This is a genomic window from Fortiea contorta PCC 7126 (assembly GCF_000332295.1).
Classification (GTDB): Bacteria; Cyanobacteriota; Cyanobacteriia; order Cyanobacteriales; family Nostocaceae; genus Fortiea; species Fortiea contorta.
This window is the reverse complement of sequence record NZ_KB235930.1, coordinates 1862711-1883062: the sequence shown is the minus strand read 5'-3', so window position 1 is coordinate 1883062 and position 20352 is coordinate 1862711. Positions and strand designations below refer to the sequence as shown.

At 41.6% G+C, this 20352-nt stretch carries 16 protein-coding genes; 6 read left to right on the top strand and 10 right to left on the bottom strand.

The features are described 5' to 3' along the window. Positions 1-42 precede the first annotated feature (42 nt). Positions 43-1509, top strand: coding sequence for a MocR-like pyridoxine biosynthesis transcription factor PdxR (gene pdxR, locus MIC7126_RS0108915; RefSeq protein ID WP_017652794.1), 1467 nt, complete (start codon positions 43-45; stop codon positions 1507-1509). A 365-nt stretch (positions 1510-1874) separates the two neighbouring features. Here the strand turns inward: pdxR and MIC7126_RS0108910 are convergent, their stop codons facing one another. The 3 genes from MIC7126_RS0108910 to MIC7126_RS0108900 all read right to left on the bottom strand — a co-directional run bounded on the left by MIC7126_RS0108910 (position 1875) and on the right by MIC7126_RS0108900 (position 4996). Beyond that, on the bottom strand, positions 1875-4031 hold the full coding sequence (locus MIC7126_RS0108910; protein WP_017652793.1) for a polyribonucleotide nucleotidyltransferase: 2157 nt from the start codon (positions 4029-4031) through the stop codon (positions 1875-1877). A gap of 165 nt (positions 4032-4196) precedes the next feature. Beyond that, entirely contained in the window at positions 4197-4784 is a 588-nt protein-coding gene (locus tag MIC7126_RS0108905) for a clostripain-related cysteine peptidase (RefSeq protein ID WP_017652792.1), read from the bottom strand. An 8-nt stretch (positions 4785-4792) separates the two neighbouring features. Further along, entirely contained in the window at positions 4793-4996 is a 204-nt protein-coding gene (locus MIC7126_RS0108900; RefSeq protein ID WP_017652791.1) for a hypothetical protein, read from the bottom strand. A 378-nt stretch (positions 4997-5374) separates the two neighbouring features. On the opposite strand from MIC7126_RS0108900, the gene MIC7126_RS0108895 reads away from it, so the two are divergent. Further along, the gene (locus MIC7126_RS0108895; RefSeq protein ID WP_017652790.1) at positions 5375-8623 is read left to right on the top strand and encodes a DEAD/DEAH box helicase; all 3249 of its coding nucleotides are present in this window, start codon (positions 5375-5377) and stop codon (positions 8621-8623) included. Between the two features lie 72 nt (positions 8624-8695). Beyond that, complete coding sequence (locus MIC7126_RS0108890; protein ID WP_017652789.1) at positions 8696-9541, top strand: SWIM zinc finger family protein; 846 nt, start codon at positions 8696-8698, stop codon at positions 9539-9541. 90 nt (positions 9542-9631) lie between these two features. Here MIC7126_RS0108890 and psbC read toward each other — a convergent pair whose 3' ends face one another. Further along, on the bottom strand, positions 9632-11020 hold the full coding sequence (gene psbC, locus MIC7126_RS0108885) for a photosystem II reaction center protein CP43 (protein WP_026100124.1): 1389 nt from the start codon (positions 11018-11020) through the stop codon (positions 9632-9634). Further along, positions 11004-12059 (bottom strand): photosystem II D2 protein (photosystem q(a) protein), encoded by a 1056-nt coding sequence (gene psbD, locus MIC7126_RS0108880; RefSeq protein ID WP_017651818.1) that lies wholly within the window; start codon positions 12057-12059, stop codon positions 11004-11006. Before psbD ends, psbC begins: the two co-directional genes overlap by 17 nt. A gap of 575 nt (positions 12060-12634) precedes the next feature. Here psbD and MIC7126_RS0108875 point away from each other — a divergent pair. Then, the gene (locus tag MIC7126_RS0108875) at positions 12635-13228 is read left to right on the top strand and encodes a photosystem I assembly protein Ycf4 (protein ID WP_017652787.1); all 594 of its coding nucleotides are present in this window, start codon (positions 12635-12637) and stop codon (positions 13226-13228) included. A 9-nt stretch (positions 13229-13237) separates the two neighbouring features. Here MIC7126_RS0108875 and MIC7126_RS0108870 read toward each other — a convergent pair whose 3' ends face one another. After that, complete coding sequence (locus MIC7126_RS0108870; RefSeq protein ID WP_017652786.1) at positions 13238-13702, bottom strand: GNAT family N-acetyltransferase; 465 nt, start codon at positions 13700-13702, stop codon at positions 13238-13240. Positions 13703-13907: 205 nt separating this feature from the next. Between MIC7126_RS0108870 and MIC7126_RS0108865 the strand changes: the two genes are divergently transcribed. Beyond that, the gene (locus MIC7126_RS0108865) at positions 13908-14105 is read left to right on the top strand and encodes a hypothetical protein (protein ID WP_017652785.1); all 198 of its coding nucleotides are present in this window, start codon (positions 13908-13910) and stop codon (positions 14103-14105) included. A 97-nt stretch (positions 14106-14202) separates the two neighbouring features. Here MIC7126_RS0108865 and MIC7126_RS0108860 read toward each other — a convergent pair whose 3' ends face one another. Genes MIC7126_RS0108860 through MIC7126_RS0108850 form a run of 3 tightly spaced genes read right to left on the bottom strand, consistent with a single transcriptional unit; the run spans position 14203 to position 16860 of the window. Beyond that, a complete protein-coding gene (locus MIC7126_RS0108860; protein WP_017652784.1) occupies positions 14203-15636 on the bottom strand; it encodes a sensor histidine kinase in 1434 nt (477 codons plus the stop codon). Beyond that, complete coding sequence (locus tag MIC7126_RS0108855) at positions 15633-16352, bottom strand: DUF4079 domain-containing protein (RefSeq protein ID WP_017652783.1); 720 nt, start codon at positions 16350-16352, stop codon at positions 15633-15635. Before MIC7126_RS0108855 ends, MIC7126_RS0108860 begins: the two co-directional genes overlap by 4 nt. A 58-nt stretch (positions 16353-16410) precedes the next feature. Beyond that, positions 16411-16860 carry a DM13 domain-containing protein gene (locus tag MIC7126_RS0108850; protein ID WP_017652782.1) on the bottom strand — a complete coding sequence of 150 codons (450 nt, stop codon included), beginning with the start codon at positions 16858-16860 and terminating at the stop codon, positions 16411-16413. A gap of 272 nt (positions 16861-17132) precedes the next feature. Here MIC7126_RS0108850 and MIC7126_RS0108845 point away from each other — a divergent pair, with 272 nt between their 5' ends. Then, complete coding sequence (locus MIC7126_RS0108845) at positions 17133-19409, top strand: glycosyltransferase (RefSeq protein WP_017652781.1); 2277 nt, start codon at positions 17133-17135, stop codon at positions 19407-19409. 91 nt (positions 19410-19500) lie between these two features. Here the strand turns inward: MIC7126_RS0108845 and MIC7126_RS0108840 are convergent, their stop codons facing one another. Then, entirely contained in the window at positions 19501-20298 is a 798-nt protein-coding gene (locus MIC7126_RS0108840; protein WP_017652780.1) for a GNAT family N-acetyltransferase, read from the bottom strand. Positions 20299-20352 lie beyond the last annotated feature (54 nt).

The following is a 20352-nucleotide window of genomic DNA, read 5'->3' as shown; positions in this document are numbered from 1 at the left end:
CAAGTGCCACTTTTTAATTAAGCTACCAGTCCACTTTGATCTATGGACTTTGTAATTACCATTAACTCCCACGTTCATACACCACTACATCGCCAAGTGTATGAAGAATTGCGACAGGCGATCTTATCCGGAAGATTAGCCCCAGGACAAAAACTACCTTCCACGCGATCGCTAGCGCAATCTTTAAGTATATCTCGTGCTACTGTTACTCAAGGATACGAGCAATTACTGAGTGAAGGCTATCTAGAAACAACTATCGGGTCGGGTACATTTGTCTGTCGTCAACTCCCCGATGACTTGCTCCAAACACCACCAATTGAGTCAACATCTCAAGTCACCAATTCACCCATATCTTTATCAGCTTATGGAGTGAGTTTAACAGAGCGATCGCTATTTCGTCTTCCAGAACCAGAAGCACAAATTAGCTTCAGTTACGGAAGACCAGCCTTTGACAAATTTCCTCTTCATGTGTGGCGTCAGCTGCTGTCTCGCCATTGCCGTGTGAATACAGATGTGCTCGACTATACTAATAACTCGATGGGAGATCAACGACTACGAGAGGCGATCGCTGCATATCTTTCGCGCTCCAGAGCCGTAAAATGTAGTGCAGAGCAAATCATCATTATTGATGGTTCTCAACAAGGACTAGACTTAATCACACGCCTCCTCATTAATCGGGGTGACTGGATCGCCGTTGAAGACCCTGGCTATTTGGGAGCAAGGCGAGCTTTTTTAGCCAACGGGGCGCGTTTATTCCCCGTGTCTGTGGATGAATCGGGACTGTTAGTTACCAACTTGACAACAGATATCACGCCAAAAATTAAACTAATTTATGTCACCCCGTCTCACCAATTCCCCACCGGAGCGTTATTATCTCTCCCTCGCCGATTAGAACTGTTAGCCTGGGCGCACAAATCAGAAGCAATCATTATTGAAGATGATTACGATAGCGAATATCGTTACGGTCAGCGTCCTATTCCCGCATTGCAAGGATTAGACCACAGAAACTCCGTGATTTATGTTGGTACATTCTCTAAAGTCTTGTTTCCCGCTTTGCGTTTGGGTTATCTAGTGTTACCACACACTTTAGTAGATGTATTTACCCGTGCTAAGTGGTTAGCAGACCGCCAATCGAGTTTGTTAGAACAGCACGCCCTCACGGATTTTATCAATGAAGGACATTTAGAGCGGCATATCCGGCGAATGCGATCGCTCTATGACCAGCGACGCCAAACTCTAGTCAAGTCTCTAGCTGCTCATTTCGGCGACAAAGTAACAATTATCGGCGAAAATGCCGGAATGCATCTGATGGTCAAAATCAATACTACCTTGAGTGATCAAGAAATAGTCCAGGGTGCTGCACATCTGGGAGTGGGAATTAATGCTGCTCATTCTTATTATCTAAAAACCAGCCCCGGTAGCGAATTTGTTTTGGGCTACGCTGAACTCAACGAGCAAAAGATTCAGGATGGAATTGACCGACTAGCGCAGATAATTTTGAACTCATAAAATTTACTTGACAAAATACGTATTTTAATCATTTCCGGTTACTTAATCTCAAATCCAAACTTGATAAGTACCTAAACAAAATTAATTACACACATTGTTTTTTTGTCCCCCGTTCCTCCGCAGTCGCTGCACTTGGGAAGACACCCCCGTGGGCGGGTTTCCCGACTTGAGGGGAGTGGCGGGAGACACTCCCGTGGGCGAGTTTCCCGACTTGAGGGGAGTGGCGGGAGACACCAAGACCCCGCTGCTCTGTGTTCCCTACCTTCACGAATGAATTTAATTTTGTGCAGTGAATTAATCGCCATCAATAGCGGATTTTAGATTTGCGATTATCCCCAATCCACAATCTAAAATCCTCAATCGATTTACCGATTTACCGCTGCAGCTTCCCGCGCCGCAGCTGCTTGATCTGGGTGGATACCCAAACGTGTGAGATTAATCCGACCTTTGTTATCAATTTCCCGGACTTTGATAATCACTTCATCACCAACGGCGACTTCATCCTCAACTTTGCCCACGCGATAATCAGCTAGTTGAGAAATATGGATCATGCCTTCTTTCCCAGGCAAAAACTCCACAAATGCGCCAATCGGGATAATTCGAGTTACACGCCCCACATAAACATCTCCTTCATGGAGTTTGCGGGTCATGCCTTGGATGATATTACGCGCTTTTTTCGCCTTACCTTCATCCACTGCCGAAATCGTCACCGTGCCGTCATCTTCGATGTCAATTTTGGCACCAGTTTCTTCGGTGATGCCCTTAATTGTCTTTCCTCCAGGGCCGATGACCAGACCGATCATGTCAGGATCAATCTTAATTGTCAGCAGACGGGGAGCAAAGGGCGAAGTTTCTGTACGGGGTTGGTCAATGCAAGCGAGCATTTTTTCCAGAATGTGCAAGCGCGCTGATTTGGCTTGATGGATAGCTTGAGCGATGACATCCAAAGACAAACCAGAGATTTTCATATCCATCTGCAAGGCGGTAATCCCTGCATCTGTACCGGCAACTTTGAAATCCATGTCGCCTAAAAAGTCTTCGATACCTTGGATATCAGTGAGAACACGTACCTCTGAGCCTTCTTTAATTAGACCCATAGCCGCACCGCTAACTGGTTTAGTAATTGGTACACCAGCGTCCATCAGGGCGAGGGTGGAACCGCACACTGAACCCATGGATGTGGAACCGTTGGAGGACAGTACTTCCGATACCACGCGGATTACGTAGGGAAACTGTTCTTTAGACGGTAGCACAGGTATCAAAGAACGCTCTGCTAAGGCACCATGACCAATTTCTCGCCTACCTGGAGCCCGCAGCGGTTTAGTTTCCCCAACAGAGAAGGGTGGGAAGTTGTAATGGTGGAGGTAGCGTTTGGATTGATCTGTTTGCAAATCGTCGCTGAGATTTTGGGCGTCTCCTGGTGTACCGAGAGTGCAAGCTGATAGCACCTGAGTCAGCCCCCGGTTAAATAAACCGCTTCCGTGGACTCGTTTGGGTAAGACATCAACTAGGCAAGACACAGGACGCACCTCATCCAGTTTCCGCCCATCCACACGGACGTTATCTTCAATGATTTGACGCCGCATGAAGTGTTTGGTAATGTCTTTAAAGGTATTACCTAGGGCTTTGCTGTTAGCGATGGTAGCGGCGCGGATAGGATCATCTTCAGGCATTTCGGCGATCGCACTAACAATGCCTTCTTTAACCACATCCAAAGCAGCATCTCGCTCAGGCTTGGTCAACTCAAATTGCGCCAAAATTTTCTTAATTTCGGCGTTGGCGCGATCGCTAATGAAATTTTCCAGTGTGGGGTCTACTTCTGGTGGCGCAACTTCGATAATTTCTAAACCTAGCTCGGCGATCAAATCCTGTTGCGCTTTGATTAAATCTCGCACTGCTTCATAGCCGAAATCAATTGCCTCGATAATATCTCGCTCTGGTAACTGATTTGCTCCCGCTTCCACCATAATCACGCCGTCTGGTGAACCTGCGACTATCAGATCCAAATCTCCGGCTTCAATTTCGGCATAGGTGGGGTTAATAATGAAATCATCTCCCACTAAACCCACTCGCACTGCGGCCATTGGCCCATGAAAGGGGATTTGGGCCATAAGGGTAGCAATTGATGCACCTGTAACTGCTAACACATCGGGTGGTACTTGCTCATCCATTGACAATGTTAATGCCACAATTTGCAAGTCATCCCGCAACCATGAAGGGAACAAAGGACGCAGGGGACGATCTATCAGACGGCTGGTAAGAATTGTTTTTTCTGGTGGACGACCTTCACGCCGCATGATCCCGCCGGGAATCCTACCTGCAGCATACAATCTTTCTTCGTAGTCTACTGTGAGGGGCAGAAAATCAATGCCTTCTCTGGCTTGCGATCGCGTAGCCGTCACCAAAACAGCTGTGTCCCCTGATTGTATCAAGACAGACCCACCAGCTTGGGGTGCTAGTAGGCCGACCTTCAGTCGAATATCCCGTCCGTCGAAGGATATCGACTTATCAACTTCTGCCATTCAGTTTTTTTTCCTTCTATGCACACTATTCTCTCTCTGTGGCAATCCTAACATTTATGCACTAAGGCTGGGTTCAGCTACATACAAAGATAAAAAATTCTCTCGCTGTCTGACACGATACCTTGACCAAGCTTTGCGTCTAGGTGACGACGATCGCCCTGGCGCTCAAACAGCGTAGTCAGAGGGTGAAGGGCGATCGTTTTCTGCAAATGCTGCATGATTCTGGAAATATTTCTCTGTTTCTGGATCTGTGTAATCCTTATATTCCTCTGCATTATTCGGTAAAAAAATTGATAGCCCTGTTGTTTTGGCTTTAGAAGCCTCAGTTTGAACTAAAACAGACCCTTGTATTGCTTGAATAACTTGCCCAGCAGCAGTCTGGATAGAAGAGGTCAGACCATTTGCTGATACTAGGTTACTGGCAAAATTGCCCAGATCGTGCAGAAACTTACTCTTAAACTTTGTCGAATCTGCTCTAGCTTGATTAATTAGATTCCAATCACTATTAGTTGCTTGTTGAGTAGCCGTAGTAAAGGTTTTGAGGGCAGTAGCTAAACCACCAAGCGCACTGGTTTTAATTGCAGCAAGAGTATTCCAACCATTCTCATTATTCTTGTATTTTTCATTGTAAGCTGTGACCATTGATGCAGCGAGTTGTTCTGCAGTCACTGATTCAGGGTTACTTTGCAGCACCTCAAATGCTTTGTGGTAGTTGTAACCATCACCAGGAATTAATTCTTCTGAAGCTACCAAAACACTTGTTAAATCTTTGAACTACTGCCAGAAGTAAGCAAATTTAGATCAAGATCACCCTTACCTTTGTTGTGATCAAAGTCAATGCGGATGAAGTCCCCAATACCAGCAGTTTTTCCAATTTGAAATAGGAAATCATTCGTGGTGTTTTGAGAGTCAATTTTGCCTTGTAGCTCTTTGGTTCCTTGAATCAGTCCTAAGTTAGTAGCCATATAAGCAATTACACTTAAATTTTATTTGGTAATATTACTTTTATTCACTATAGCTTGCAGCAGTAATTTCCACAATTAATTTTAGTATAAATTAAATGATGCTTTTTCTATAGCCTTGTGTATACACGGTAGCTCATTGAATAACAGGGCTTTCTTGCCGAATTTTTACAAATCTTAAAGTAGGGGAGTCATTGCGTTGCGGATACCGTTGACGAATTATTTATTCACATGCGAAATACTTTTTCTGCGGTTAATCGAATTACATAACTTCAACATTTAATACCCAGCAACTACGGTATCTCAGGGAATTTAATGTGTTAAGTAATGTTTTGCCAACAGTATCATTCTATTAGTCACTATTTTTAAATTAATTCACAAATGGCAATTTTACACGGTAGTTGGTTAATCAAAAATCACCATAGCAGTTTATTTATTTGGGGGGAAACTTGGCGAGTATCTCGGATTCATATCGAGTCTCATCTGTTAAAAGATGTCCCCCTCCATCCCTTAGCCATGAATGCAGTGGAGTTGGGTGAGTGGTTGGAAGTAAAAAACCTGAAAATACCTAACTTAATTCAACCATCCCCAGGTAATGCAGGTGCAGGGCGATCGCGTCCGACCGCAATGACTAGCGAGGTTAATCTCCCTAAACACTCCCAAATTATTGCTTTACCAACTCAAATTTTAGAAGATTCGGCAGCAAGAACAGCTACAATTTTTCCGCTGCATTCTGCCACCATCGACTCACAAATTACTCCATATTTGCAACCGTGGTTAGTCGAGGGTTTTTGTCTCGATCCGGCTACAGCGATGAAGTTTCTTTCTTCTCTACCTTTAAGTACTGTCAAGGGAGAAGATGTATTTATGTCTGGAGATTTACGATTTTGGTCACAAATTGCTCGCTGGAGTTGGGACTTGATTGCTCGGTGTAAATTTTTACCCACGATTAATCGACAAACAGATGGTTTTACAGTTGCTCAGTGGCAGGTACTTTTAGACAGTGCGGTTGATAATACAAGGTTAGAAAAATTTTCCCAATTAATGCCCTTGGCTTGTCGCACTTATCAACAAGAAAACGAAAATTTCTCACCTGATCACCTCGCCGTCGATTTACCTTCATCACCCCAGGAATTACTACTAAATTTTCTTAATAAAACTATAGATGCCCAAGTGCGGAGCATAATGGGTTCCCAACCCCAAATCGAAACCAGGATCATGGCCTCTCTACCATCTGCAGTTCGTCAGTGGTTGCAAGCGCTAACCCATCCCACACCCACAGTTAACGCTGATCCGATTGGCATCGAGAGACTACAAGCGGCGCTGAAAGCTTGGACTATGCCGCTACAATATCAATTAACTCATAAAACTCAATTTCGCACCTGTTTTCAACTGTGCCCGCCAGAGTCTAAAGCCACGCACTGGACATTAGCTTATTATCTCCAGGCGATCGATGACGCAGATTTTCTACTCGATGCAGCAACTGTATGGCAGCATCCAGTCGAGCAAATGACCTATCAAAATCGGACAATTACCCAACCCCAAGAAACTTTTTTGCGAGGTTTGGGGTTAGCGTCTAGATTATACCCCCCCATTGGGGCAAGTTTAGAAACTGAATATCCCCAATCTTGTCAACTCGATCCCTTACAAGCCTATGAGTTTATTAAATCCGTCACTTGGAGATTTGAAGATAGCGGTTTGGGCGTAATTTTACCTCCTAGCTTGTCCAACCGTGAGGGTTGGGCGAATCGTTTGGGTCTGCAAATTGCAGCCCAAACCCCAAAGCAACAACCAGGACGCTTAGGGTTGCAGAGTTTGCTCAATTTTCAATGGCAATTAGCAATTGGTGGACAAACTATTTCTCAAGCCGAGTTTAACCGATTGGTGGCGTTGAATAGCCCCCTAGTAGAAATTAACGGCGAGTGGGTAGAATTGCGATCGCCAGACATCAAAACAGCTCAAGCGTTTTTTGCTTCCCGCAAAGACCAAATGTCCTTGTCTCTAGAAGACGCTCTGCGTCTCAGTAGCGGCGACACCCAAGTAATTGAAAAGTTACCAGTAGTTAGCTTTGAGGCGTCGGGCGCTTTGCAAGAGCTAATCGGTACACTCACCAATAATCAGACAATTACCCCTCTCCCCACACCGCAAGGGTTTCAAGGGCAATTAAGACCTTATCAAGAACGAGGTGCAGCTTGGCTGGCTTTCTTAGAGCGTTGGGGTTTGGGTGCGTGTCTCGCCGACGACATGGGACTCGGTAAAACCATACAATTTATTGCCTTTTTACTACACCTCAAAGAACAAGATGCATTAGAAAAGCCGACACTCTTAGTTTGTCCAACTTCGGTTTTAGGAAACTGGGAAAGGGAAGTCAAGAAATTTGCACCCAGTCTCAAAGTTTTGCAATATCACGGTGATAAACGTCCTAAAGGCAAAGCATTTGCAGCAGCAGCTAAAAAGCACGATTTAATCATCACAAGTTACTCACTAATTCACCGCGATCTCGCGTCTTTGCAAAGCATTTCTTGGCAAGCAATTGTTTTAGATGAAGCCCAAAATGTCAAAAACTCCGAAGCCAAACAATCGCAAGCAGTTAGACAAATAGAATCAAACTTTCGTGTAGCTTTAACTGGGACACCAGTAGAAAATAGACTGCAAGAATTATGGTCTATTTTAGATTTTCTCAATCCTGGATATTTAGGAAATAAACAATTTTTTCAACGGCGGTTTGCTATGCCCATTGAAAAATATGGCGATGCTGCTTCTTTGAGTCAGCTACGTTCCTTAGTTCAGCCTTTTATTTTGCGTCGCTTAAAAACAGACCGGGAGATTATTCAAGACTTACCAGACAAACAGGAAATGACTGTATTTTGCGGTCTAACTGCCGAACAAGCAACACTTTATCAAAAAGTGGTAGAGGAATCTCTCACAGAAATTGATGATGCGGAAGGATTGCAAAGACGAGGGATGATTTTAGCTTTATTAGTCAAGCTCAAACAAATTTGTAATCATCCTGCACAATATTTGAAAGAAGCAACATTAGCTAAACATAATTCTGCCAAACTGCAACGGTTACAAGAAATGTTAGAGGAGGTTTTAGCAGAAGGCGACGCCTACGGTACTGCTCAAGCAGGACGCGCTTTAATCTTTACTCAATTTGCCGAGTGGGGTAAATTACTCAAGCCTTATTTAGAAAAGCAGTTAAATCGAGAAATATTGTTTTTGTATGGTAGCACTAGTAAAAAACAACGAGAAGAAATGATTGACCGTTTTCAACACGACCCCCAAGGGCCGCCAATCATGATTCTTTCCCTGAAAGCTGGTGGCGTCGGACTCAATTTAACCAGAGCAAATCGTGTTTTCCACTTTGATAGATGGTGGAATCCAGCAGTAGAAAATCAAGCCACAGACAGAGTATTTCGCATTGGACAAACTAGGAATGTGCAAGTACATAAATTTGTTTGCACAGGTACTTTAGAAGAAAAAATTCATGACATGATTGAAAGTAAAAAACAACTGGCTGAACAAGTTGTTGGTGCTGGTGAAGAATGGCTAACTGAAATGGACACAGACCAACTCCGCAATTTACTCATCCTAGATCGCAGTGCTGTCATTGAAGAAGACGCAGAATAAAATATGAAATTTTCGTAGTGGAAATTTCGCAAAATCTCTCATCTTTCAAACTTCAGAATTAATACTAAAAAAATGACTAATTCTACTCCACAAACAAGTCGTGAATGGTGGTCACAAAGGTGGCTTGATTTACTTGATTCTTATCGCTTTAAAAAGCGGTTGGAACGAGCTAGAAACTACGCTCGTCAGGGTAATGTGCTCAGTATTGAATTTAAGGGTGCGAAAGTATTAGCTAGGGTTCAAGGTAGTGAAGTTGAACCTTACAAAGTTTCTTTATTTTTAGAACCATTTAGTGATGAACAATGGAGTTATGTAATTGAAACTATGTCTCAAAGGGCAATTTTTGCTGCCAAGTTATTAGCAGGAGAAATGCCACAAAATATTGAAGAAGTTTTCACGACAAATGGGCTTTCATTGTTTCCTTTTACTCTGTCTGATATTCAGAGTAAATGCTCTTGTCCGGATCAGGCGAATCCTTGTAAGCATATTGGTGCCGTGTATTATCAATTAGGCGATCGCTTTAGTGAAGACCCATTTGTCTTGTTTCAATTACGTGGGCGCACTCAAGAGCAAATCATCGGTGATCTCCGCAAATTACACGGCGCTAAAATTGAGATAAAAACAACCGCAATAACTGACATTCAACAGCCAATTTCCCATAGCCAAAATGCAATCAAAATAGACAATTTCTGGCAATATGATGAGCCGTTAGAAACATCTTTAGTAGTAATTGCACCATCAACTAGTGAAACAGTTTTAGATATGTTAGAGGCAATTCCTCTAGCTAAAGATGAGGAAAATTCAGTCAATTTAACTTCTGCTGAGGTGGTAATGAAATATTTACAAAAGCATTACCAAGATGTGAGTCAAAAAGCTATTTTAGCAGCAATGAATGTGGGAAATGAGCACGGAGTATAGGAAATACCTTGCCATTTTTAAAAAAAAGCTCTTGCTTTGACGCAAGAGCTGATAAAACATTCAATTGTCAGTGATGAGAAATTCTCAACTCTAGTCGAGTTCAGTCATGCTCATTGCTGGTTCATTCTCACGGTCAATACCCTTCTCAAAACCACCAGCAGCAGCACGGGCGCGTCCCGCGTGCCACAAGTGACCGATGAGGAAGAAGAAACCTAAAACGAAGTGAGAACAAGCCAACCACGCACGAGGAGATACGTAGTTAAAGGAGTTGATTTCTGTAGCCACGCCACCTACAGAGTTCAAAGAACCCAGAGGAGCATGTGTCATATATTCAGCAGCACGGCGAGCTTGCCAAGGCTGAATGTCATTCTTGATTTTTTCCAAATCAAGACCGTTGGGGCCACGTAGAGGCTCTAACCAAGGGCCACGGAAATCCCAGAAGCGCATGGTTTCACCACCGAAGATGATTTCACCAGTGGGAGAGCGCATCAAGTATTTACCTAGACCTGTGGGGCCTTGTGCAGAACCGACGTTAGCACCCAACCGTTGGTCACGGATTAAGAAGGTCAGAGCTTGCGCCTGAGAAGCTTCTGGGCCTGTGGGGCCAAAGAATTCGCTTGGGTAAACAGTGTTGTTGTACCAAACAAAAATGGAAGCAATGAAGCCCATGAGAGAGAGCGCGCCCAAACTGTAGGAGAGGTAAGCTTCTCCAGACCAGATGGATGCACGACGTGACCAAGCAAAAGGCTTGGTGAAGATATGCCAAATACCGCCAGCGATACAGATAAAGGCAATCCAGATGTGACCGCCGACCACATCTTCCAAGTTATCGACGCTGACAATCCAGCCTTCGCCGCCGAAGGGAGACTTGATCAGATAACCAAAGATTACTGCTGGGTTCAGTGTTGGATTTGTAATCACACGCACATCACCACCACCGGGTGCCCAGGTGTCATACAAACCACCAAAGAACATTGCTTTGAGCACCAACAACAACGCACCACATCCGAGGATGATCAGGTGGAAACCGATGATGTTGGTCATCTTGTTTTTGTCTTTCCAGTCGTAACCAAAGAAAGAAGAATATTCTTCTAAGGTTTCTGGGCCACGGATGGCATGATAGATACCGCCAAAACCCAGCACGGCTGAGGAAATCAGGTGAAGTACACCGATAACAAAGTAGGGAAAGGTGTCAACAACTTCACCACCAGGGCCAACACCCCAGCCTTGAGCGGCGAGGTGAGATAGCAGGATAATACCCTGCTCATACATCGGCTTTTCAGGGATAAAGTGAGCGACTTCAAACAAAGTCATCGCTCCAGCCCAGAAGACAATCAAGCCAGCGTGAGCAACGTGAGCACCGAGCAGTTTACCTGATAAATTTATCAAACGAGCGTTACCAGACCACCAAGCAAAACCGCTTGAGTCTTGGTCGCGCCCAGCGCCCATTACAGATGTTCTATTAGAGAGCGTTACCACGAGGCAATACCTCCTCAGGGAATACAAATTGTTCGTGGGGCTGATCTTGAGGAGCCATCCAAGCACGGATACCCTCATTCAGCAAAATGTTTTTGGTATAGAAAGTTTCAAACTCTGGGTCTTCCGCTGCCCGTAATTCCTGGGAAACGAAGTCATAAGCGCGGAGGTTCAATGCCAAACCGACAATGCCTACAGCCGCCATCCACAAGCCGGTCACGGGTACAAACAACATGAAGAAGTGTAACCAGCGCTTGTTGGAGAAAGCAATCCCGAAGATCTGTGACCAGAATCGGTTTGCTGTCACCATCGAGTAGGTTTCTTCTGATTGGGTGGGGTTAAAGGCTTTGAAGGTGTTGGATGATTCGCCGTCTTCAAACAAGGTGTTTTCTACTGTCGCACCGTGAATGGCGCACAACAGCGCTCCACCTAATACTCCAGCTACACCCATCATGTGGAAGGGGTTGAGGGTGAAGTTATGGAATCCTTGCACAAACAGGATGAACCGGAAAATACCAGCAACACCGAAGCTTGGTGCAAAGAACCATGAGGATTGTCCCAAGGGGTACAACAAGAAGACGCTGACAAATACGGCGATGGGTGCGGAAAACGCTAGGGCGTTGTATGGTCTGATGCCTACTAGCCGTGCGATTTCAAATTGACGCAACATGAAGCCGATCAGTGCGAAGGCTCCGTGTAGTGCCACAAATGCCCATAGTCCTCCGAGTTGGAACCACCGGGTCAAGTCTCCTTGCGCTTCTGGCCCCCACAGTAGCAACAGTGAGTGTCCGAGGCTATCTGCTGGTGTGGATACGGCTACGGTGATGAAGTTACATCCTTCTAGGTAGGATGATGCTAATCCGTGGGTGTACCAGGAGGTGACGAAGGTTGTGCCGGTTAGCCAACCGCCTAGTGCTAGGTAGGCGCAGGGGAATAGCAGTATCCCTGACCAGCCTACGAACACGAAGCGATCGCGCTTTAACCAGTCGTCGAGAACGTCAAACCACCCTCTACTGGGCGCACGTCCAATTGCGATGGTCATCGAACTAAAATCCTCTTTTTACTAAAATTGCAACGTTTTTTCGAGGAATTAACGTGTGTTTGGCAATCTTGTAGGCTTTGACGCTACTAAGATTCTGAGAGCTGGCTGCCTAGTTAGTCAGGGCTTCTCATGGCTATGCCGTTACCCGTACCATGAGCTAAGAATCTAGCTTTTGGTAACTTAATGATTCTTAACTTATCACATTGGTTCGTGTTTTTGCCCATTCCACGCTAGTGAACTGGGTATTCAACACGAAGCTATATTAATAATATGAATATCAGAATTTTTACAATCTGACACAAGTTTTCTCAGAAATCTCAACAAATGGCAATGGAGCATGGGGATCTACTAACGCTCAAAAGCTCACTGTACAAGTTTCTTTATTTCCGACTTCATCCTTCAGACTTTGGTAAAATCTGGATTAGTCGCCATAGGGCATTGGGAGACTTTAAACGGACGTGGAGAAAAGATAAGACTACCTCAGTAGTAAATCTTTGTGAAGCGTCAAGGAATCACTGAGCCTTCAGGACAGTGCGGTATGTCAAAAAGAACACCTTACAGCACAAGATAGTTCAATGACTGCATCAACGATTAATACGGGTGATTCGCACAATGGCGATCGCATTTCTTCACGAGTCCTACATCAAAACGTTCTCGGTTCTCGTCGGTTCAGCAACTATTGGTGGGCAAGTATTGTTACCTTGGGAGCTACGGGGTTTTTGTTGGCTGGTTTATCCAGCTATCTAAAAGTTAATTTACTCATAGTTACCGACCCAACTCAACTAGTATTCGTCCCTCAAGGGTTGGTGATGGGATTATATGGTACGGCTGGGTTGCTTTTAGGTCTGTACCTGTGGTTGGTGATTTTATGGGATGTGGGCGGCGGTTATAACGAATTCAATCGGGAAGCCGGCACATTTAAAATTTTTCGCAATGGATTTCCTGGAAAAAATCGTCGCATTGAGATTGACAGTAACATACAAGATGTGCAATCTGTGCGTATAGTTTTGAAAGAAGGTTTAAACCCTGTACGCGCTATCTATCTACGTGTGAAAGGACGACGGGATATTCCTCTAACTAGAGTGGGTCAACCCTTAGCAGTCACAGAATTGGAACGTCAAGGCGCAGAGTTAGCTCGCTTTTTAGGAGTACCCTTAGAAGGGCTTTAATTGAAATGTTTAACTTTGTTGGTACTGCATAAACACAACAGGAACTCTGATCAACTTTTTAGCTAATTGAGACAAGCCAAACTTAGGTTTTAGCGATGGTGGGAGGTCTGGAAAGGAAACTGACACGAAACCAAAGCGAGTGTAAAACTCCGCTAATCGTACACCGAGACATTCCAAATAAAGAGGTTGTGTAGCTGTATTAATTAAATGTTGCGTGAGAAAAGTAGCTAAACCGCGACCCCTCCAAGCTGGTGCGACTACCAAGCTACCCAGTTCCTGTAGCCCGGAAAAGTTGCGTAGTTGTCCGCAAGCTGCTAACTTTCCTTGACATTCAATGACCCAAAATTGTGACCAGCGTAATTGAGTTGGGTCGAGTTTCGCTGAAAACACCAACCACCGAATCGACCACTGGTCTGTAGAGGTAGCTTTGCGGAGAACACATTCAGCTGGTAGGGATAAGTTGCTGTGTTGCATGAAATATGAATGATGAAAATTTTTAATCTAAATTTTTAACTCCGCATCTGCTGCTTTTAGCATTCTCCATAGCATACATGCGTTGCTACTAAATAATGCTGCGGACAGATAGAGAAATTAGCTAGAACCAGATTTTAGATAGATAAAATTGCCGCTATTAGTCTCTTAGAATGTGGGCTAGATAAAATAACAGGAGTTAATAGTTATGTCCGAACAAAAACAAAAATCTGACAATCAAGATTCTACAGTCACCGGCTCTGGTGGTTATCAAACTCCCCTCGATGAAAGCATCCGCAAAACCGGCGCTGCTGAGAAAAGTAATGCTAAACCAACCGCAACACCAGAAGCACCAGGAGAAGACTCTGTAGCCGGTAGCCCCAATCAAGGTACCGAATCACGGTAAATAATTTTAACTATAGAGTTCTTTCCTAACGTTCCTAAACCAGCAACCTTCGGGTAGAGATTGTCAGCGAGATCGCAATCTCTACCCGGTTTTTTATTTATGAACAATTTAATGAAGCAGGTAAATTAATTGTAAATGTACTACCTTCACCCAATTTTGAGCGCACAGTCACACCACCTCCCATACTTTCAACAATAGTTTTAACAATTGATAAACCTAAACCACAACCGCCTTTGGAGGTGGTACGGGCTTCATCTACCCGATAAAATCGCTCAAAAATCCGCGATTGGTGTTGTAGAGGTATTCCATAACCATGATCGCAAACTTGAATGATTGCTTCTTCATTTTGCTGAATTAATTTGATGGTGATGGCTGTGTCAGCGTCAGAATATTTCACAGCATTATCAATTAAATTTAGAAGTACTTGTTGCAGACGGCTATAATCGGCTCTGACCTCAACAGATTTAGCGATTAAATCAATCATAATTATGCGATCGCTATATTTTTGTGCCATGCTGACAACTTCTACAATCAAGTCATTCAACACGCAGGTTTTCATGGTGAATTGTAAATAACCGCTATCTGCTCTTGCTAAATCTAGTAAATCTTGTAAAAGGCGGATGGTGCGTTCTGCTTCTGATGCAGCTGTTTCTAAGGCTTCTTGTTGGGTGGGAGTTAAATTATTTTGCCGCCGTAATACACTTTGTAAATAACCATGTACGATTGTTAATGGTGTGCGTAATTCATGGGAAACATTACTGACAAACTGTCGCTCTTGCTCCCAGGATTGAGAAAGACGAGATAACATCATGTTAAAGGTTTGAGCTAATTCTTTAACTTCGGTAGGTGCTTTCTCAATATATATTTTCGCTTCTGGTAAATCGGCTGCAGAAATAACTTCTGTCATTTGGCTAAGTTGGAGCAGGGGCTGGAGAGCACGCTTGATATAAAATGCGATCGCTACAGAAATTACAATAATTGTCAAAATACTACCAATCGCTAAACTCTGCACCATTGCCAAAAACATCATCTGTTCATAGGTAACATCTTGAACAACAAATAATTTTCCGATAGTCTTTCCTTGAATTTGTAAATAACGACCACATAAAACAAAGTATCGGTGATTAATTTTACCTATTTCGGGTTTGTTGGACATCTCGGTTAGAGACATTAATTCAGTCTCTATGGAGTCAGATAATTGATTCCAATTAGTAGATTTGATGACAATTTTATTTTCTGAATTTCTGATCCAGACAAATGTATTTGTATTTTTAAAATCACCAATTGCTTTTTCCAATCCAGCTTCTGGTGACATCACTTGACTATAAAGTTGTAAATCACGCGGTAAGCGATTAGCGATTTGTGCAGTTTTATCTTTATGACCATCAATCAGCATTTGCTGCATTTTCCAGCTTGTCCAAATAGCAAAGCTACTTAACCCTAAAGCTGAAACTGCAGCAATACCAATTGTTAAACGTACTCGTAATGAAAATAAATCAATTTTTGGCCAAATTTTTCTAATTTGATTCACTTTTGTGGTTGAGAGTTTGGTGTTTGGCAGATTTGTTTGACAAAATCACATTGATATATAAAAGGTTCTTGCCAACTTAAGGTAATTTCTAATAAATCTCTTGTTCCTGTTAATCCTTGTCCGATAAATAGTAATAAGGCAATGCAATTTAAAATTGTATGAATTAGTCGCCAGCGTTGTGATTTATCCTGATAAATATCTTGAATAATTGTTAGGGAAAAAATCATCAGTAATGTTACACCAATACCTATATAGTAGTGCGACCAATACCATTCATTGCTGCGGCGATAAACTCCATCCTGACACCAAAGAACTACTACACCGATACCAGTTAATGTTGCTAGAATTCCTCGCCATTTAGCTTGTTTAGCCTGATATAAAAACACTAAACAGCTAATAGTACTTATAAATAATAAAATAATGAAAATAACCTGAAAAGGTGCTTTATTCCATAACTGATTCTTAATTATATTTTTACCAATAGCATAAGCTAATCCAATCAAAGTTACGCCGACAACTGCACCTGTTAGCCACTCTCCTAATTTTCTATGTTCCGTTCCCACTATCGGGGGAATTTTACTTTTCCCTCCTGATAAATTTTGTAGACGACGTTGACGTGTTTGCCAAGCAAAATTAACTACAATGCCAATGATCGGGAAGACAAAAATAACTGCGATCGCCGGATGCACCAGTCCCAAAAAATCAGCTATCTGCATATAGTACCTTATTCAATAACAGGAAAATAAAAAACAAAACCACCACGTCTAATTAACTCTATAAAACAGCATAGCCAAAGGTTGCGTTAAATTGACGACACCATATTGCTACAGATTTAAAATCTGCTAAATTCACATTATTAGGTAAAGTATAAAGTTGAGCACCGCTAGTTTTTTGTAATTTGGCAAGACTAACATAATCTTTTTCTTTAATACCATAAGTAGGAGGTGCATCTGCACGATGGAGAATCACGTACACATCGGGGCCATCACTAGTTTTAAAATTTTTATCAAACTGTAGATAGCGTTTTCCTTGTTGAGTAATAACACTAACTTTTCCTTGAATAGGATGTTCCCCAGCTTTAAATTGACTAGCGTTTGCAACTGGAATAGTTGTAGTCGCTGCAGAGGGTGTCTGAGTTTCTGTCTCTTGGGAGATAGTATTTTGTGTACATCCGAGGCTAATAACGGCAATTATTCCTAAAGTGGCTAAATGCTGGATTTTCATAGTTTTGATGCCTGGAAATTAGTCTGTTATTAGAATTTATAGCTTTTTATAAAAAATGAGATTAATTTAGGCTGAGAATTAGTTAAAAATTTACTACTCTGGTTTTTAAAAAATTTTCATTTAAGGCAACTATTTATTATTTGATTATTTGTATAATAATACACATTATAAAAATTTTATTAAAAATAAATTGCTCAGTTTTATTTAGCTTAACAATTTGTAAAAATTACGCCACAATAAACAGGTAAAAAACTTTTTTAGGATGGTTTCAGATGCGAAAGCATAAAATTAAGGCATCAAAATCGAGGTTTAGCACTTCTCAAACCCCTATTAAACAAGGAATTTTCCAGTTACGCACAGCAACGCTAATTTTATTTGGGAGCGTCGCCTTATTCACCGCGATTATTATAGGATGGTTTGTTGGTGAAGCCACAATTAGTGCAATTTTTGCTCAGATAGACGCTTTACAGGCTGATCCGCCGTCGTGGGTAAAAGTGCCTAATCTGGCTCACGAATATCTGCTAATACCAACTGCGGGACTTTTATTCACCGCGTTTGTAGTGATGAAAATTTCGCCTCAACCTCGTATATGGTCGCAACGCCTTGTGGCGGGAATTTTAATTATTCTCACTTTGCGGTATGTGCTGTGGCGATCGCTTTCAACCCTCAATCTTGCAGATCCATTGACTGGGGTGTTTAGTCTGGGGTTATTTTGTCTAGAAATATTGATGTTATTAAAAAATATTATTCCGTTACTTCTCATATTTCGTTTAAAAAATCGTCACCGAGAAGCCGACATAAAATCATTAGCTGTAATTGATGGCAATTTTCATCCATATATTGATATTTTCATACCAACTTATGATGAATCAGCCGCGATTTTGCGACGCACCATTATTGGTTGTCAAGCCTTAGATTACGCTCATAAAAAAATTTATGTTCTTGATGACACTAGGCGTCCGGAAATTCAATATTTGACTAAAGAATTAGGTTGTGAATATATAACGCGCCCTAGCAATTTACATGCTAAAGCTGGAAACTTAAATCATGCGATCGCCCAAACCAACGGAGATTTAATAGTAGTTTTTGATGCAGATTTTATTCCCACTAAAAACTTTCTCACTCGCACCGTTGGTTTTTTTCAAGATGATAAAATTGCCTTAGTACAGACACCCCAAAGCTTTTATAATGCTGACCCCATAGCACGTAATTTGGGATTAGAAAATATTCTCACTCCCGATGAAGAAGTTTTTTATAGATATACTCAGCCAATTCTTGACGCAGCAGGTAGCGTAGTTTGTGCAGGTACTTCCTTTGTTGTCCGCAGAAGTGCTATAGAAGAAATTGGTGGTTTTGTAACTGAGTCTTTAAGTGAAGATTACTTTACAGGAATTACTTTATCTGCTCAAGGTTACGAGGTCATTTATTTAAATGAAAAATTAAGTGCTGGTCTAGCAGCAGAAAACATAGCAGCTTATGTGTTTCAACGCTTAAGATGGTCACAGGGTACACTCCAAGCATTTTTTATCCAATCTAATCCTTTCACAATTCCTGGACTTAATTTTGTGCAAAGACTAGCTCATCTAGAAGGAATATTTCATCATCTATTAGCTAGTTTTTGTCAAATTTATTTTCTGCTGATGCCTTTAGTATATGTATTTTTAGGTGTAATACCCATTCAAATAACACTAAAAGAAATTTTATATTTTTTGTTACCTTTGTATGCCTTTAATTTGGTACTTTATACTTGGTTAAATCAGCGTTCTCGCTCATATTTTTTATCAGATATTTATTCTTTATTTATGAGCTTTCCTTTAATTATTAATGTTGTACAAGTGATGTTAAATCCTTTTGGAAAAAGCTTTAAAGTTACACCCAAAGGTATTGTCAGTCATCGTTATCAATATAATTGGCATCTAGCGTTACCTTTAATTATTTTATTCATCGCTACTGCTATAAGTTTATGGCAGAGTTTATGTTGGTGTATAGTTAAAGTCTCTTGGGTAACAACTACTCAGTATGTTACAGGTATGAACTTAAGTTGGCTGTGGAGCGGTTATAATCTGCTCATGATTACGATTGCTTTGGTGATTTTAATAGATGCTCCTAAACCAAATACTTATGAATGGTTCGAGTGGCGAAAAACGGTGCAATTAAAAGTTGAAGAAGAGACTTTATCTGGTATCACTACAATGATTTCGGAAATTGGTGCAGAGGTTACTCTAACCCAAAATGTTCATATGTCCATATCCAAAAATCAACCAGTCTGTTTAGAAATTTTAGAAGAAAATTTACAACTAACCGGAGAAGTTGTCCGCAGTAATTTTGATAATAAATCTCCCACATTACGCATCAAGTTTACCTCAATCAGCTTAAATCAATATCGTCAACTAATCGAAATGTTGTTTTGTCGTCCGGGACAATGGAGACGCCATCAAGTCCCTAGCGAGCCGATTTCACTGTTATTACTATTTAAAATTTTGCTCAAACCGCGAGTTTTATTTAATAAAAAACTAGATATTATTCCCATGAAAATTTCTCATAAATAAAATTTATTTGCTCATCAAATCCCATTTAAATGAGCTAGTCCCTAGCCCCTAATTCCTAGCCCCTAACCTCGACGAAATGTACCATTGTATGCTATTCACAAATATGTGAATGCCATCTAGCAAATTCTTCAATATTGGATATAGTTAAAAAATCAATAGTTTGAAATTGCTGGTCTAGCGCTGGTAAACTACATATTTTGGCTCCTATATTTAAATAGGCTTGCATAATATTCGGTAGATTGACATGACAAGAATCTGGACAATTTTGATGAATTTCTAAAGCATATCCGGCATGTGGATGAACTAAAATAGTGGGATGCATCAAGTTATTTTGCCGAAAATAGTGATAAGCACAAGTAGCTTGCCAAGGATGTTGTGTTAGCAATGATGCACAACCAAAAAAATATTTACTTTTACTGCATATCAGATAATTTGCAAGCCCTTCCCACAGCAATAAAAGTGCTTGACTATTGCGATATTCCTTAGCTATGCAAGCTCGCCCAACTTCCACTGACGCCTGTAGTACAGAATTAGGAATATTATTTAAATTAAACATATCAGCAGCATCAAACCCCAATCCTTGAGAAGCCATTGCATAGCTTTGCATCCTGTAAGTGCCAATTGTTTGACCCGTTAATTTAGATATGAGCATTAAATGATGACAAACTGCATCAAATTTGTCTCTATCCATTTGAGTGTGATGAGAATTAGAAAATCCTAAGCCAAGTTCTAGATTAAAAACTTGAAAACGCAAACGCAAAACTGATTCTAATTCTTCTTGAGTTGAGGCTAGCTGTAAAATATAGTTTTTATTTTGCAGGACTGGAAAATTTGTTTTTAACAAAGCAAAACTTAGTGGATAATTGATGTTGCCGGAAGAAATTTCCATCTGTCTTCCTCATGAGATTTACGAAAAGCTCCTACTAAAATTGATACTTGATGA